16 protein-coding genes are annotated in these 15031 nt (G+C 64.1%); 1 reads left to right on the forward strand and 15 read right to left on the reverse strand.

The genetic code is table 11. The features are described 5' to 3' along the window. Position 1 precedes the first annotated feature (1 nt). The 9 genes from ACFQ2S_RS11260 to ACFQ2S_RS11300 form a co-directional block, all read right to left on the reverse strand. On the reverse strand, positions 2-1441 hold the full coding sequence (locus ACFQ2S_RS11260; protein WP_386074552.1) for a CpaF family protein: 1440 nt from the start codon (positions 1439-1441) through the stop codon (positions 2-4). 33 nt (positions 1442-1474) lie between these two features. Further along, positions 1475-2725, reverse strand: a complete 1251-nt coding sequence (locus ACFQ2S_RS11265; RefSeq protein WP_386074553.1) for an AAA family ATPase — start codon at positions 2723-2725, stop codon at positions 1475-1477. A 367-nt stretch (positions 2726-3092) separates the two neighbouring features. Next, on the reverse strand, positions 3093-3410 hold the full coding sequence (locus ACFQ2S_RS11270; protein WP_386074554.1) for a hypothetical protein: 318 nt from the start codon (positions 3408-3410) through the stop codon (positions 3093-3095). 5 nt (positions 3411-3415) lie between these two features. Next, positions 3416-4822 (reverse strand): type II and III secretion system protein family protein, encoded by a 1407-nt coding sequence (locus ACFQ2S_RS11275; RefSeq protein WP_386074555.1) that lies wholly within the window; start codon positions 4820-4822, stop codon positions 3416-3418. Between the two features lie 198 nt (positions 4823-5020). Continuing rightward, the gene (gene cpaB / locus ACFQ2S_RS11280) at positions 5021-5905 is read right to left on the reverse strand and encodes a Flp pilus assembly protein CpaB (RefSeq protein WP_386074556.1); all 885 of its coding nucleotides are present in this window, start codon (positions 5903-5905) and stop codon (positions 5021-5023) included. A gap of 175 nt (positions 5906-6080) precedes the next feature. Continuing rightward, the gene (locus ACFQ2S_RS11285) at positions 6081-6263 is read right to left on the reverse strand and encodes a hypothetical protein (RefSeq protein ID WP_386074557.1); all 183 of its coding nucleotides are present in this window, start codon (positions 6261-6263) and stop codon (positions 6081-6083) included. 231 nt (positions 6264-6494) lie between these two features. Continuing rightward, positions 6495-6689, reverse strand: a complete 195-nt coding sequence (locus tag ACFQ2S_RS11290) for a Flp family type IVb pilin (protein WP_386074558.1) — start codon at positions 6687-6689, stop codon at positions 6495-6497. A gap of 273 nt (positions 6690-6962) precedes the next feature. Next, positions 6963-7157, reverse strand: coding sequence for a Flp family type IVb pilin (locus ACFQ2S_RS11295; protein WP_386074559.1), 195 nt, complete (start codon positions 7155-7157; stop codon positions 6963-6965). A gap of 262 nt (positions 7158-7419) precedes the next feature. Beyond that, positions 7420-7614 carry a Flp family type IVb pilin gene (locus tag ACFQ2S_RS11300; RefSeq protein ID WP_386074559.1) on the reverse strand — a complete coding sequence of 65 codons (195 nt, stop codon included), beginning with the start codon at positions 7612-7614 and terminating at the stop codon, positions 7420-7422. Between the two features lie 344 nt (positions 7615-7958). On the opposite strand from ACFQ2S_RS11300, the gene ACFQ2S_RS11305 reads away from it, so the two are divergent. Then, positions 7959-8888, forward strand: a complete 930-nt coding sequence (locus ACFQ2S_RS11305) for a lytic transglycosylase domain-containing protein (protein ID WP_386074560.1) — start codon at positions 7959-7961, stop codon at positions 8886-8888. A gap of 12 nt (positions 8889-8900) precedes the next feature. Here ACFQ2S_RS11305 and ACFQ2S_RS11310 read toward each other — a convergent pair whose 3' ends face one another. From ACFQ2S_RS11310 to ACFQ2S_RS11335, 6 genes are all read right to left on the reverse strand, one after another. Continuing rightward, positions 8901-9665 (reverse strand): SDR family NAD(P)-dependent oxidoreductase, encoded by a 765-nt coding sequence (locus ACFQ2S_RS11310; protein ID WP_386074561.1) that lies wholly within the window; start codon positions 9663-9665, stop codon positions 8901-8903. Further along, entirely contained in the window at positions 9665-10969 is a 1305-nt protein-coding gene (locus ACFQ2S_RS11315; RefSeq protein WP_386074562.1) for an FAD-binding protein, read from the reverse strand. Before ACFQ2S_RS11315 ends, ACFQ2S_RS11310 begins: the two co-directional genes overlap by 1 nt. After that, the gene (locus ACFQ2S_RS11320; protein ID WP_386074563.1) at positions 10950-11966 is read right to left on the reverse strand and encodes a lysylphosphatidylglycerol synthase transmembrane domain-containing protein; all 1017 of its coding nucleotides are present in this window, start codon (positions 11964-11966) and stop codon (positions 10950-10952) included. Before ACFQ2S_RS11320 ends, ACFQ2S_RS11315 begins: the two co-directional genes overlap by 20 nt. Before the next feature lie 152 nt (positions 11967-12118). Then, positions 12119-12745, reverse strand: coding sequence for a CoA transferase subunit B (locus tag ACFQ2S_RS11325; RefSeq protein WP_089234358.1), 627 nt, complete (start codon positions 12743-12745; stop codon positions 12119-12121). Then, positions 12745-13449: a CoA transferase subunit A gene (locus tag ACFQ2S_RS11330; RefSeq protein WP_089234357.1), complete on the reverse strand. Its 705-nt coding sequence runs from the start codon at positions 13447-13449 to the stop codon at positions 12745-12747. Before ACFQ2S_RS11330 ends, ACFQ2S_RS11325 begins: the two co-directional genes overlap by 1 nt. A 119-nt stretch (positions 13450-13568) precedes the next feature. After that, entirely contained in the window at positions 13569-14966 is a 1398-nt protein-coding gene (locus ACFQ2S_RS11335; protein ID WP_386074564.1) for an aminotransferase-like domain-containing protein, read from the reverse strand. Positions 14967-15031 lie beyond the last annotated feature (65 nt).

Here is a 15031-nt window from a genome sequence, read left to right on the forward strand (position 1 = left end):
TTTACTCCGCAGCGATCGGTTCGTAGATGGCGGCTGGCAGATCGTAGCCCCACTGCTTGAACCGGTCGGAATAGTAGGAACGGACACCGTTCGCGTTGAAGCGGCCGATGATCTTGCCGTCGGGCTGTACGCCCAGACGTTCGTAGCGGAAGACCTCCTGCATCGAGATCACCTCGCCCTCCATGCCGGTGATCTCGGTGATCGAGACCATACGGCGCGAACCGTCCTGCAAGCGGCTGGCCTGAACGATCAGGTTCACCGCCGAGGCGATCTGGCTGCGGACGGCCTTGAGCGGCATCTCGATGCCGGCCATGGCGATCATGTTTTCCAGACGGGAAACGGCGTCGCGGGCGGAGTTGGCGTGGATCGTGGTCATCGAGCCGTCGTGGCCGGTGTTCATGGCCTGCAGCATGTCGATGACCTCCTCGCCGCGGGTCTCACCCACGATGATCCGGTCCGGACGCATCCGCAGGGCGTTCTTCAGACAATCCCGCTGGCTGACGCGGCCCTTGCCTTCTACGTTGGCCGGACGGCTCTCCATCCGGCCGACATGCGTCTGCTGGAGCTGGAGTTCCGCGGTGTCCTCGATGGTCAGGATGCGCTCGGAGTTGTCGATGAAACTCGAGAGGGCGTTGAGCGTGGTGGTCTTGCCGGAACCGGTACCGCCGGAGACGATGACGTTGAGCCGGCAGGCCACGGCTGCCTGCAGGTAGGCGGCCATCTCCTCGGTAAAGGCGCCGAATTTCACGAGGTCGTCGACGCCGAGCTTGTCCTTCTTGAACTTACGAATGGAGACCAGCGAGCCGTCCACCGCGATCGGCGGCACCATCGCGTTGAAACGGGAGCCGTCGGCGAGGCGGGCGTCGACATAGGGGTTCGATTCGTCGACGCGGCGGCCCACGGCGGAGACGATCTTGTCGATAATCCGCAGAAGGTGGCGCTCGTCCTTGAAGGTTATCGTCGAGAGTTCCAGCTTGCCGGAGCGTTCGATGAAGATCTGCTTGGGGCCGTTGACGAGAATATCGTTGATGGTCTCGTCCTGCAGCAGCGGCTCGAGCGGGCCGAGGCCCTTCACTTCGTCATAGAGTTCCTGATTGAGCTTTGAGCGCTCGTCCTTGTTGAGGACGACCGACATCTCCTCCAACCCCTCAGCGGCGATCGAAGCAATCTCCTGCTTGAGGTCCTGATCACTCGCGGATTCCAGCGCCGAGAGGTTCAGATTGTCGAGCAGCAGCTTGTGCAGTTCGACCTTGATCTCCGCGAGCCGTTCCTTGCGCTTGGCTTCCTTGTCGACCGGGGCCGGCTGTGCCGCGGCCTTGGGCTTGGGAGCGCTGGGAGCCTTTCGGGCGGCACGCTCTGTCGGCGCGTGCGAGGCGATCTCGGGGCGTGGAGCCGGAGTTCCCGTGCCGGAGCCGCCTGGTTTCTTGTATCTCGAAAACATCCTGAAAAGCCTTTCACTCGTGCCGGTTTCGTATCAGCCGTCTTCGACTTCGGTTGCGATCAGATCGTGCAGCGACGCTGCAAGCTTTGCGATCTCCTTGCGGAGCGGGTTCTTGCCGGCGGTTTCCGACAGGGGCAGACCGTGGTCGCAGGCCTGCGTCACCTGGCGCTGGCCGTCGGGCAGCATCAGTTCGATGTCGATGTCCAGGCTCTCCGCCATTCGCTTGACGCGAGCCTTGCCCTGAAGGTCCGTGAAGCGCGGCGCCCGGTTGAGGGCAAAGCGCAGCTTTTCGTAGGGCAGGTCCTCGCTCTTGAGCAGGCGGACGAATCGGAGGGCGTTCTGGGCTGATCGCATGTCGAGCTCGATCACCGAGAAATAGACATGGGAGTTGCTCAACACCGTTTCGGTCCAGGCCACCAGCGTCTTGGGCATGTCGACCACGACCACGTCGAAATTGGCGCGCGCGGTGTTCAGCAGGGTGGTGATGTCGTCCGGCCCGACGATGTCGAGCGGCAGCATGTCGGCCGGGGCCGTGAGGACATGCAGCTTGTCGTTGAAGGTCTGAAGCGCCTGCAGGAAGCTGTCGTTGTCCATCGAAGAGGTGTCCGACAGCAATTCGTAGACGACCTCGCGCCGCGGCAGGTCGAGATAGGTCGAGGTGGAGCCGGTCTGGAAGTCGAGATCCAGCAGGCAGACCCGCGGCCCGTCCTTCTTGTCCTTGATGGCGAGTTCCCAAGCCAGGTTCACCGCAAAAGTGGTCGCACCGACGCCGCCGGCCAGGCCGTGCACAGCGAGAATCGCGCCGTCATGCTTGCCACGTGATCCGTGTGCGGGGGCCGCATGCCCGGTCTCGGCGAGAAGCGGCGCGACCGGTTCCGGTGCGCGCAGGCGTTCGATCGCCTCGTGCAGGGCGCCTTCCGGAAGCGGATAGGGCAGGAAATCGTTGGCGCCGGTCTTGAGCAACTGGTGCAGGACCGTCGGGCTGACGTCCTCTGCGATCAGGATGACCTTTACTCCGCGTTCCTTGGACAGCGCGATCAGTTCGCCAATCAGGATCAGCTCACCTTCGTCTTGCGCGTCCATGGCAATCGCGAAGAATTCCAAGGCGTTGGAGTCCGGCTGTTCGAGAAATGCGATCGCGTCGTCGAAGGAAAGATCGCCCCAGCTTTCGCCGAGCTCGGTTTCCATATCCTCGATCAGAAGGTCGAATGCCTGAACGTCGCGGCTGACCGTGCAGGCGGTGACCGGTGCAGGCTCAGGTTGCAATGCCACACTACTACTCATTCTCTCGTCGCCCTTCTTCAGAAGACATGTCCGACCGGTCCGCCGCATGAGCGGAATAGCCCCGCGAGACCGTCTGTCGATCACGTCGCTCGTGCGAACCTGTTGCTCGCACTACTCCTGTTGTCCTGTGTGTTCGGAAAACCCGGCGAAAATTGGGCCACATTATCGAATTTGTGCGGAATGCCGGTCCTGTCGCTACAAGAATGACGTTCTGTTTCGCCATGAGAACTAGTCGCTCCCTGCGGGGCGGGCGTCTCGCGCTGCGCCACGAGCGGCAAGGATGCTTTCGCACGACGCCCCTAAAGCAAACGGCGCCGCCTGTGAGAGGCGACGCCGTCGGTCTTCCGCGAGGATTGGCCGCGGGCTTTTATTCCACGCTGATCTCTTCGGTGCCTTCCACCGCAGCGGAGGATTGCTCGGTGGCGCTGGTAATCGTCTCTTCGTAGGCAAACATGGCGTATTTGCCATCCTGCAGGCGACCGGGGCAGTTCGATGCCAGCGGCGTCCCGTATTTCGTTACGTTCGCCGGGGTCAGCTTGCGACAGGTCTGCGCAAGCTGGTTGTTCATCGTCGCGTTGCCGAACTCTCCCTGGTCGAGAAAGGCGCCGGCCTCCTCGTTGAAGTAGGCGCAGCCGGAAAGGGCCATCACGGTTCCGAGCGTCAGGAGGGTGAGGGGGGTTTTCATGTGTCTCACTCCATCACATAGCCGTAGGAGCCGGTGAAGTCCTGCCGGGCAACCTCACCCGCACCGCCGGAAATCGGGCGATCGGTCACGGCGGTGATTCCGCGCAAGAAGAGCTGGTTCTCGCTCGGCGGGCGGACCCGGTCGGTCGGCAATGCCAAAGCATCGCCGCGCGTCGGGGTCACAAGGTGGGCCGAGACGATGATCACCAATTCCGATTGCTCGCGCTGGTAATCGGCGCTGCGGAAGAGCGCGCCGAGCACCGGCACGTCGCCGAGCCACGGCACCTGCGAACTCAGGTCGGTGAAGTCGTCCTGAAGCAGGCCGGCGATTGCGAAGCTCTCGCCGTCCCGCATCTCCACGGTGCTTTCGGTGCTGCGGGTCGAGAAGCCCGAGATCGAGAAGCCTGCGTCGGTGATGCCGATCGAGGTGTCGATCTGGCTGACTTCCGCCTTGAGGTTCAGGTTGATGTTCTCGCCGATGACCCGCGGGGTCATGTTGAGCACGATGCCGAAGGGCTTGAAGGTCACCGAGACGTTGCCGTCGTCGTCGCGAACCGGCACCGGGTATTCACCACCGGCGAGGAAGCTCGCGGCCTGGCCCGACAGCGAGGTCAGATTCGGCTCTGCGAGGGTTCGCACGAAGCCCTTGGATTCCAGAGCTTCGATGAGCATGGCGAACTCGACATCGCCGTAGCCGAAGCCGATCTGGAAGGCGCCCTGAGAATCGGTGTCGAGGCTCGGGCCGTTGCTGACGCTCGACCCGATATAGCCGCCGGTGCCACCCTGGAAGCCGATGCTGCCATTGTCACCGGTGCCCTGCACCCCGGCCGAGAAGCCGAGAGACTTGCGCACCGAGCGGCTCATCTCCGCAAAGCGGACCTTCATCATCACCTGTTGCGTCCCGCCGACCATCATCAGGTTGGAGACCCGATCCGGCGCGTAACGGTTGGCCAGGTCCAGCGCCCGGTCCAGCGCCATTGCGCTCGATACGGTGCCGGAGAGCACGATGCCGTCGTTGGCCGGGCGAACCTCGATCGCTTCGCCCGGGAGCACCTCCCGGAGCCGCTCCTTCAGTTCACCCACATCGGCGGTCACCTGGACCTCGACGTTGGTGATGAGCGATCCATCCGGAGCCAGCAGCGTCAGCGTGGTCCGGCCCGGCGCCTTGCCGAGCACATAGATCGACTGCTCCGACAACGTCGAGATGTCTGCGATTCCGGGGTTGGCGATGGAGAGTTCCGCGAATGCCACGTCGCTTTCAACCACGACAGCCCGGTTCATCGGGACCTTCAGAGCCCTCTGAACTGTGCCACCGGAGACCCGGAGCGTTTCGGCGGAAACCTGGGGAACGTATGCTGTACTCGCAATTGCAAGGCCCAGTAGACCCGCTTGCACAAGCGTCTTGAGTGTCATGGTGACCCTGCCTCTCGATCACGATATATGGTCGGGTCTTTTCGCCCGCATCTTGAGATACACTGCCTGCAATTGCTTTTTATTGCAAGAATCAGGGATTTGGCGGTGCTTCCTGATGTAGTGAACCCGCAACAGTCGGGGGCTGCTGCGGGTCTTGTGTTGTCTATGCCTCTGAAAGGCAATGAGAAAATGGACGCATCAGTTGATGCACGGAATCTCCTGTTCGATGACTTCCGCCCCCCTGCGGATCTTGGTCGTGCAGATGCGTTCCTGCTGGATGATCTCGGGGGCCTGCTCGACCACGCCAAGAAGCGACCGCTGGTCGACCTCGCTGACCTGGGCCACGGTGTCATCCTCGGCGCCGACCAGCGATAGGGAAAGTCGCCCGGTGGACTGCGCCTGGGCGAGGGCGGCCACTTGCTGCGGCGTCGCTTCGATCGTCACCGTACGCGCGATCACCGGGGCAAGGCGCGCTTTGTCCGCGATCTGGTCGACTGCGATCAGCTTGATGTTGGTCTGGATCAACTTTGTGATGTCGCCAAAGGTTTCCGAGCCTGCAACCGAGGCGCCTGTCCAATAGACATCAACGCGATCGCCCGGTCGCAGGAAGCCGGAGACGCCAGACGCGACGTCGACCCGAATTGCATAGGCGCGCATCCCCTTGCCGAGTCGCGAGGTGATCCCGGCGTCCTCACCCGGTTCGGTCACCTTGGAGGCCAGCAACGGCTCGAATTGTTGCATCGCGGTGATCACATAGCGTTCCGCCTGTCCCTCCGGGAAGAGCTGTGATCCGTCCGCCACATCGGCATCCGGAACCTCCGCCGGGTCGCGCACGAACGCACCAACGGGAAGGCTATCCTTCTGCCAGCGCATCCACTTCACATCATCCTTGGTCAGGCTTTGTCCGTAGGCCTTGTCCGTCGTGACGACGACAACGTCTACCATCGGAGGCGCGGCCAACTGGGCCGCCAGAAGCTCGTCACGTTCCGCGCTCATGCGCGACATGAAGCCCTGGGCCATGTAAACCGCGAATCCGGCCAGTCCCAGTCCAACTATCAGGACGAGCGCAAAGACAATCCGCATGTCATTCCCTTTCCGTCATTCTTTCTCACAGGTCGACAAAAGATCCCTGCGCCGCTTCTGTTTCGATGTTCGACTCGAAATGCGGCATAAGGAAGGCTCCTGCATGGAGCCCGCGTGAAACCCATTGCCTTTTTGACGGTCGGGGCGATTACGGCGTTGCGGCCGTTTCGGGAACTCAGTTCCCGACTGGACGCTCCGAGATCGTCGTCGCCAACGTGCCTGTCTGTGTCTGCGTACCGTCCAGAATCATGCTGGTGGCACCGAGGGCGAGGGCGATCGCGCCGGCCGTCAGAACAATCCAGTCCAGGGTAACGGCGCCGTCTTCCGAGTTCAGAAACCTTTGTGTCAATCGCATCATAATACCACTCCCGCTCCATCCCCGCGCCAGGCAACCAACACGCCTGACACCTTGAATGGTGTCCGCGTGTCTCTAGCAGGAATGTGGCGAAAAAGTGGTAAACGGCCACCAGGACGCCGGACTCTTTAACATCGACCCGAAACGGTCTTTTTCCGATGATCCTTTGTGCGAAACGAGAAGCCGCGCCCACAGAGTGGACGCGGCTTTTGTTCCGAATTGGTCTCGTTCGGATCAGAAGGTCGTCTTGATCTGCGATTGAGCCAACTGGCTGGAAATGTCGTTCGACAGATCCGAGACGCCGCCGGAGACAGCAGCGAGGGTGGCGATGCCCAGGCCCACGATGGCAGCGGTCAGCACGACCCAGTCAACAGTCACGGCACCGTCTTCGTCTTTGCGGAAAGTCTTGATCAGGTTGAACAGTTTCATAGGTATTCTCCAGAAAGATAGTTTCACTCAGTTTGTCCGGCCAATTCGGATCGCTTCGGGCCGGCTCTCAATGGCCCGATCCCCGTCTCGGCATGAAATAATTAAGAACTCGGAAACGGGCGAGATTTGGGCGCTCAAAGAACGAATCTGTAGCGATGTAAGGGAGATTCTTTAGGGAAGTTTCTCGGGCGTGAACAGTTGTCTAAAAAATGGAATGGGCCGTGTTTTTTTGAAACACGGCCCATTGCCAAGGGTAATCTGAAAAAAGGTCGGTCAGAAGGTCGTCTTGATCTGCGACTGGGCCAGCTGGCTCGAGATGTCGTTGGACAGGTCGGACACACCGCCGGAAACAGCAGCGAGAACGGCGATGCCGAGGCCCACGATGGCGGCGGTCAGCACGACCCAGTCAACGGTCACGGCGCCGTCTTCGTCGTTGCGGAAGGTCTTGATCAGGGTGAAGAGTTTCATTTTGGATCTCCAGGTGAGTGGTTCTAGTTTAGTGGTCGCCGCCTCGGTTGCTTCGGTGGGGTCACTGTTTGAAGCGGCGTCCGACTTGGCTTGAGTGAGAGATAACCCCCTGATCCGGGCGGAATTCTGGCGGGTATCGTACGAATTCGGTACTTCTGAAAGGAAATCTGCGGGCCTCGTCGGTGCAGGGGCCGATGCAAAGGAAAAGGTCGCGTTCCTTTCGGAACGCGACCCATGGCCGGTCAAACTGTGTGCAGAGAGATCAGAAGGTCGTCTTGATCTGCGACTGGGCCAGCTGGCTCGAGATGTCGTTGGACAGGTCGGACACACCGCCGGAAACAGCAGCGAGAACGGCGATGCCGAGGCCCACGATGGCGGCGGTCAGCACGACCCAGTCAACGGTCACGGCGCCGTCTTCGTCGTTGCGGAAGGTCTTGATCAGGGTGAAGAGTTTCATGGTGGTGCTCCAGGTATGGTGAATGCGTGTTGCGATCCGGCCTCTTCGGTTTCCGCGGGTGCAGATCATCTACAACCGTTTCCCGTTCGGCATGACCCGAATAGGCACTTCGAATGCGGCGAGACTTGGGCGCAGGTAGTTCCATTTTCGTACGATGTGTTGAGGCATCGGTAAGGGGTGTTAATGACATTTCAGGGGTCTTGATGCCTGTTGCGCAACACACGTTCGACCTGTGGCGTCAGAACCCGGTCGGAAAAAAAACGTTCGAAATCGGGCGGGATTGCTGGCCCGGCTGCCGGAATTCTGCAACGATTTCAAAAAAGCAGATCGAGCAGGTCAAGCGAATGATACTTCGAAGGCGCGCCCGGCCATGGGCGGGAGCCATTGCCGTTGCCTCGGCGTTGCTATGCGCGCCGGTCGTGCTGAGTGCGCAGGAGCAGTCCGCCAAGGACTTCACCTTCAAGCGTGTGAAGGTCGGTGCGCCCAGTACCGGGGCCAAGCGGATCCTCGTACAGATCGACCCGAAGGAGCAGGAACGCATCCTCGCGTTGAACCCCGCGATCCCGCCGGCGCCGCTGGTGCCCTGGCCCGACACTCCGCGCGAGGCAGGCGAGGAAAGCGATGTTCCAGCCGATTCCGGTCCGCGCAAGCCGGTCGATTCGCACTACGCATGGTACTGGGACCTGATCTCCCCGAGCCTGTCGGACAGCGCCTCCGGGCGGATGGAGACGGCCGTTGCCGCGCTGCGCAACGGGCCGGGAGGGAAATCGGTCACGGCGCCGCGGCTTGCCACGTTGCAGAAGATCGCCGACACCCACGGCGCCGAGATCCTCAAGGCCACGGTGGGGACGCGCGTGTCGCCGGCGCTGGCCCTTGCGGTGATCTCGGTCGAGAGCGCGGGGCGCACGGCGGCGGTCAGCTCGGCCGGCGCGACGGGGCTGATGCAGCTCATGCCGGCGACGGCCGAACGATTCGGCGTCTCCGATCGCACCGACCCGGTCCAGAACATAGAAGGGGGCGTCGCCTATCTCGACTGGCTGCTGGATCATTTCGAACGCGATCCGCTGATGGCGCTCGCCGGCTATAACGCGGGCGAGAACGCGGTGCGCAAGCACCAGGGCATCCCGCCCTATGCCGAGACGCGTGACTACGTGCCAAAGGTCGTGGCGGCGTGGAGCGTCGCCAAGGGGCTCTGCCTGTCGCCGCCGCAACTCGTCTCGGACGGATGTGTGTTCCGCAGGGGCTCGCAGACGCTGGCCAGCGCCGCGAACTGACCCCGCCGCCCGTCAGATCGACAGTTTCTTGAAGATCGGCTCGGGCACCGCGCGAATGATCATCATTATGTAGCGCCAGAAGAAGGGTGTGTAGATCACGTTCTGCCGCTTGCGTTCCGCCTTCAGGATGGCATCGGCCACGGCCTCGGGCGGCGCGACCAGGAACATGCCGTCGAGGCCCCAGGTCATTGCCGTGTCGACAAAGCCGGGCTTGACCGTGATCGCGTGGGCGCCGGAGCGCGTGAGCCGGTTGCGCAGCCCCGACATATAGGTGTGGAAGCCCGCCTTTGCTGCGCCGTAGACGTAATTGCCGACCCGTCCGCGATCTCCCGCCACCGAGCCCACCCCGACGATGGTGCCGTTGCCGCGTTCCTCCAGCATCGGTGCAAGCGCCTGCAGAAGTCGGGCGGGGCCGGTGAAGCTGTCGGAGACGACGCCCTCGATCATCGAGGGGTCTGCGTCGATCTCGGCCTGGGGCGGCATGGAGCCCACGAAGACCGCGGCGTTCAGGGTGCCGCTCGTCGCCGCCATGCGCTCGAGGATCGGTTCGAAAGTGTCCGGGTCGCGGGCATCGAAGCGCACGGCCTCGGCCATCGCGGCACCGCGCAGGCGGCAGTCGGCGGCGCTCGCCTCGAGATCGGTCATGTCGCGCCCTGCCAGCAGCAGGCTGGCGCCACGCTCGGCAAGCTTGCGGGAGAGAGCGCGCGCCATCGAGGAGGTCGCGCCTAGGATCAGCCAGCATTCGCCAGCGTCGCCGGTCCGGGTGGGTGTGGTCATCACAGGTTCCTCAGGTTCAGCCGGCGGACAAGGTCGGTCGCATAGGCGCCGTCCGGATCGAGGCTGTTGCAGATCTCGGCCCAGGTCTCCCGCTCGGGGTACATGGCGTCCACCTGCTCGGGCTGCGCAAAGGCGTCCTTGGCCAGGTAGACCCGGCCGCCGGCCTCGACTGCCATGGCGATCAGCCGGCGGATCATCGCGGGAGCCTCGTCACGGGCGGGGAAATCGATGGCGAGCGTGTAGCCGTCGGTGGGGAAGGACATCATCCCGCCACGCCCCGGACCCATGCGCTTGAGCACCGCGAGCGGCGAGGCGAGGCCGGACTCGCCGACTGCCTTCAGCATGTCGCGCAGCACCTCGCGAGCCGAGAGCGGCACGACGCACTGGAACTGATGGAAACCCCGCTTGCCATAGAGCCGGTTCCACTCGTGGATCTTGTCGAGCGGGAAGAAGAAGTCCTCGAGCGGTTTCACCACGGTCCGCCCGCGTTCGGGGATGCGGCGGAAATAGGTGGCGTTGAAGCCGCGCACGATCGGTCCGGAGAGGGCGAAATGCGGGGCGTCCATCGGGATGCGCCGGCCGCGCTTGGCCGGCGGCACGAGGCCTGCGCCGGTCTCGCCTTCTTCGAGGATGCCCCGGCCAAGCGAGGCGCCGGTCGCTGTGGCGTCGATCCAGCCGACGGTATATGTCGCCTCGGAATTGTCGAAGAGCTCGAGATAGCTGTCGAGATCCGGCACCCGGCGTTCGGTGACCATCATCACCGGCCCCTTGGTGCGCTGCATCCTGAGTCGCGCCGTGCCGATCGGACCGGTCTGGCCCATCCCGCCGACGGTGGCTTTGAAGAGCGGGTCCGCAGGCGTGACCTTCCGCCGGCCCTCGGGCAGGTGAAGGGTCATCGCCTCCACGTGCTGGCCGAAGCTGCCGGCGTGGTGGTGGTTCTTGCCATGCACATCCATGCCGATTGCGCCGCCCACGGTGGCAAAGCCCGTGCCCGGCAGGACCATCGGCAACCACCCCTTCGGCCCGATATGCCGGACAATCTCGCCCAGCTGGCAGCCGGCCTCGACTTCGAGGATGCCTTCCTCCTCATCGAGGGAAAGGATCCTGTCGAGCCGCGCCGTGTCGATGGCGCGCCGCTCAGTGTTCAGGCAGCCGTCCGCATAGGAGCGGCGGCGGCCGATCGCGGGGCAAGGGGTTTCGCGGACGAGCTGGTCCAGCGTGCTGGCGCGCTCCGGGCGCGCCAGTTCGCCCTTTGCTCGGTAGAACCGGCCCCAGCCGGCGTATTCAACGGTTTTCCAGGTCATGCGCGGCCTTTTTCGAACAACGTTCCGCAAATGGGAAGACGGCCAGCCCGAGCAGGATGGCGAACCACAGCGTGGTCAACCGGATCACTGCCGTGGCGGGCACGGAAACCTCAAGCGGAACGCCTTGCAGTTTCAGAAGGGCGATCATCGCGGCCTCGGCGCCGCCGACGCCCCCGGGAGCGCCGGTCAGGCCGCCCGCGAGGGTGGAGAAAAGGAAGATGCCGACGGCGCTCCAGAAGCCGATATCGGCTCCCATCCAGATCAGAAGCAGATGCAGCGCGAAGCCCTCGGCGAGCCAGCCGCAGGCGCCGAGCGCAAGCGCGGTCGACAGGACGCCGGGCTGAGAGAAGGCGCGCAGCGAACGCGCGGTCTGGCGAAAGCGTCCGAACAGGCGCGGCCAGCGGCCGATGACGCGGTAGGCCTGTGTCACGCACCAGGCAAGCAGGCGCGGGTGGGTGGCGACATAGGCCGTGCCGAGCGCCAGCAGGGCCACCGGAATCGCGCCGCTGATGCCGGCGGCGGAGAGCGCGATGGCCAGCCCGAGCAGGATCGCCATGGCGGCGAGGTCGGAGGCGCGGTCGACCAGAACCAGCGGCGCCGTGCGATCGACGCTCCAGCCGGTCTCGCGCCGAAGCCAGCGCATTCGGATCAGCTCGCCCACCCGGCCGGGTGTGACGGTCATCGCGAAGCCGCCGATGAAATGGCGCAGGTCCTGGCGGAAATGGGTGGGCAGCCCGAGGGTCCGGGCAAACAGGTGCCACCGGGTACCGCGGCACAGGTAGTTCGCCAACGAAAGCCCCAGCAGCACCGCAACCTGCAGCGCCGTCAGGCGGCTCAGCTGGTGCAGCGTTTCCTCCCAGCCGGTCGCCGCGGCGAGGACGCCGATGCCGGCAAGGAACAGGATCAGGAGGCCCAGGATCAGCAACAGGTCCCGCAGGCGCCGGGAGCGCAGCCGGGGGGCTTCAACCAGGGGAGGGGCTTGGGTCAAGGGTTTCATTGGCGCTGGCCTAGCAACCAATTTGGGCGTCATTGTGAAACTGTTTCCAGTTTGAGGGGGTGACGCAGGGAGAGCCGACGATCATTGCCAAATGGCCATGGGTCCATGCCGGCGGGAGGCAAGGGGGCGGCTTTCGCCGCGCCCCCGAAGGTTCAGACAATCGTCGCCTCGGTGGACGCGATCAGTTCCTCGCGGGTCACGCCGGGGGCGAGTTCCTGGATGTGCAGGCCCTTGTGGGTAACGTCCAGCACGCCGAGGTTGGTGATGATCCGGTCGACCACTCCGGTGCCGGTGAGCGGCAGGGTGCAGGACTTCAGGACCTTGGACTCACCCTTCTTGTTGGTGTGGTCCATCACCACGACCACGCGTCCGACGCCGGCCACCAGGTCCATCGCGCCGCCCATGCCCTTCACGAGCTTGCCGGGGATCATCCAATTGGCGAGGTCACCGTTCTCGGCCACTTCCATCGCGCCCAGGATCGCCATGGCGATCTTGCCGCCGCGGATCATGCCGAAGCTGGTCGCGCTGTCGAAATAGGCGGTCTGCGGCAGTTCGGTGATGGTCTGCTTGCCGGCGTTGATCAGGTCAGGATCCTCTTCGCCCTCGAAGGGGAAGGGGCCCATGCCGAGCATGCCGTTCTCGGATTGCAGCGTCACCTCGACGCCGTCGGGAATGTAGTTGGCCACCAGCGTCGGGATGCCGATGCCGAGGTTCACATACATTCCGTCTTCCAGCTCCTGCGCCGCCCGTGCGGCCATCTGGTTGCGGTCCCAGGGCATTATGCGTCCTCCTTCTTGCGGGTCGTGCGCTGTTCGATGCGCTTCTCGTGCTCGCCCTGGATCAGGCGGTGGACGTAGATGCCGGGCAGGTGGATCGTGTCGGGGTCCAGCGAGCCGGTGGGGACGATCTCCTCGACCTCCACGACGCAGACCTTGCCGCACATCGCCGCCGGCGGGTTGAAGTTGCGGGCCGTCTTGCGGAAAACAAGGTTGCCGGTCGGGTCGGCCTTCCAGGCCTTGACGATCGACAGGTCGGCGAAGATCCCCTCTTCGAGGATGTAGGTCTCGCCGTTGAACTCCTTGTGCTCCTTGCCCTCGGCCACCACGGTACCGACGCCGGTCTTGGTATAGAAGCCCGGGATGCCGCAGCCGCCGGCGCGCATCCGCTCGGCCAGCGTTCCCTGCGGGTTGAACTCGAGTTCCAGCTCGCCCGAGAGGTACTGGCGCATGAACTCGGCGTTCTCCCCCACGTAGGACGACATCATCTTCTTCACCTGCTTGGTTTGCAGCAGGATTCCGATGCCGAAATCATCGACCCCGGCGTTGTTGGAGGCGAAGGTCAGGTCCTTCACGCCGCTGTCCTTGATCGCGTTGAGCAGCAGTTCCGGAATGCCGCAGAGGCCGAAGCCGCCCGCGGCAATCAGCATGCCGTCGTGCAGCAGCCCGTCCAGCGCTTCCGCCGCGCTGCCGTAAATCTTCTTCATGGAGTACCTCCCATAGACCCTTTAAGGGAGGTTTCTGACGCTCGGGAAGGCGTGTGTCAAACGAATGCTGCGTCGCGGCGCCCTGGCACCGGGAAAAGCGCCACCGCGGGGTGCCGACGTCAGGCCGAGATCGCCTCGGGCGGATTGTCCAGCAGCTCGCGCAGAGTGGTCATGGCGGCCTCGAAGCGTTTCAGCGGCACCTGCCCGTTGACTGCGATGCGGATGCAATGGGGCGCGCGGTCCTCGCGGAGGGTGAATTCCTCGGCGGACCGGATCTGGATCCCTTGGCGCTCCGCGGCGAGCACGAATTCGGCGGCCCGCCAGCCGCGCGGCAGGGTCAGCCAGAGAAAGGGAACGTCCTCGCGCCAGGCGATCTCGTGGCGGCCGAGTGCGTTCACCGCGGCACGAATGTAATCGCCCACGCGATCGCGCACCTGCCCGGCGATGCGCCGGGTCTCCGGGTTGCCTAGGGTGAGCCGTGCCATCTCGGCCAGTGGCCGGGCGAGGCCGAAAAAAGCGTATTCCGCGGCCCTGCGCAGGTCGGCATAGCGGCCCTCTGCGGCGACCGCAAAGCCGATGCGCAGCGCCGGCGTGAGCGTCTTGGAAATGGAGGAGACGTACCAGGCGCCCTCGGGCCAGAGCGCGCGGTAGCTCGGTGCGCGCGCGGGCCCGATGCGGTAGCAATCATCCTCGAGGATCTGCACGCCACCGGCGCGCTGGCAGGCGGCCACAATTTCCTCCCGCCGTTCCAGCGGGGTATGCAGGCCGGTCGGGTTGTGGACCTCGGCCGAGGTGCAGAGCATCTGCGCCCCGGACCGCAGCGCGATCCGTTCGAGTTCTTCCGGAACCAGCCCCCGCTCATCCGAAGGCACGCCCACGACCTCGATCCGCAGCATCTCGGCGGCACGCCGGAAACCTGCATAGGACAGCTCCTCGACGAGAATCACCGGCTGCGCGCCCCGCAGGGCGGACTGCAGCACCAGCGAGATGGCGCTCTGCCCGCCGTGGCTCAGCACGACATCCTTGTGCCCGACCGCGCCGAGAGAGACGTCAGAGAGCCAGTCGATCACCGCCTCCCGGGCGGGCCGGAACCCCTCGCGGTTGGGATATTCCACGAGATCCTCCTCCGGCCCCTCGGCCACGGCACGCAACCCGTGCCGTATCGCGGCGACCTGGCCCATGTCCGGCAGGCGCTGGCTGTAGAGGTTGATCTTGCCCGGCTCCTGCGGAAGCGTTCGGGGCCAGACATCGTCGGCGACGTTGCGCAACTTCGGCGCAACGAAAGTGCCGCGCCCGACGACAGCCTCGAGCCGGCCGGCATCGGTCAGCTGCGAACATGCGCGGGCAACCGTGCCCGGGGTCACGCCGAGCGCCCAGGCGAGTTGCCGAACCGGGGGGAGCTGATGGCCGACGGGCAGGGTGCCCTTGTCCATTTCGGACACGAGGTGATCGGCAAGGGCCCTATACTTGGCCCGGCCCGCGAGCTGCACTCCCTCCACCCATTTTGTATCCGACACATTACTCTCCTGGACCAGGGTACATTGCAAATGTATCCATATTTGTATCGAATTATTTATAATTG

The organism is Tropicimonas aquimaris (genome assembly GCF_042676185.1).
GTDB lineage: Bacteria > Pseudomonadota > Alphaproteobacteria > Rhodobacterales > Rhodobacteraceae > Tropicimonas > Tropicimonas aquimaris.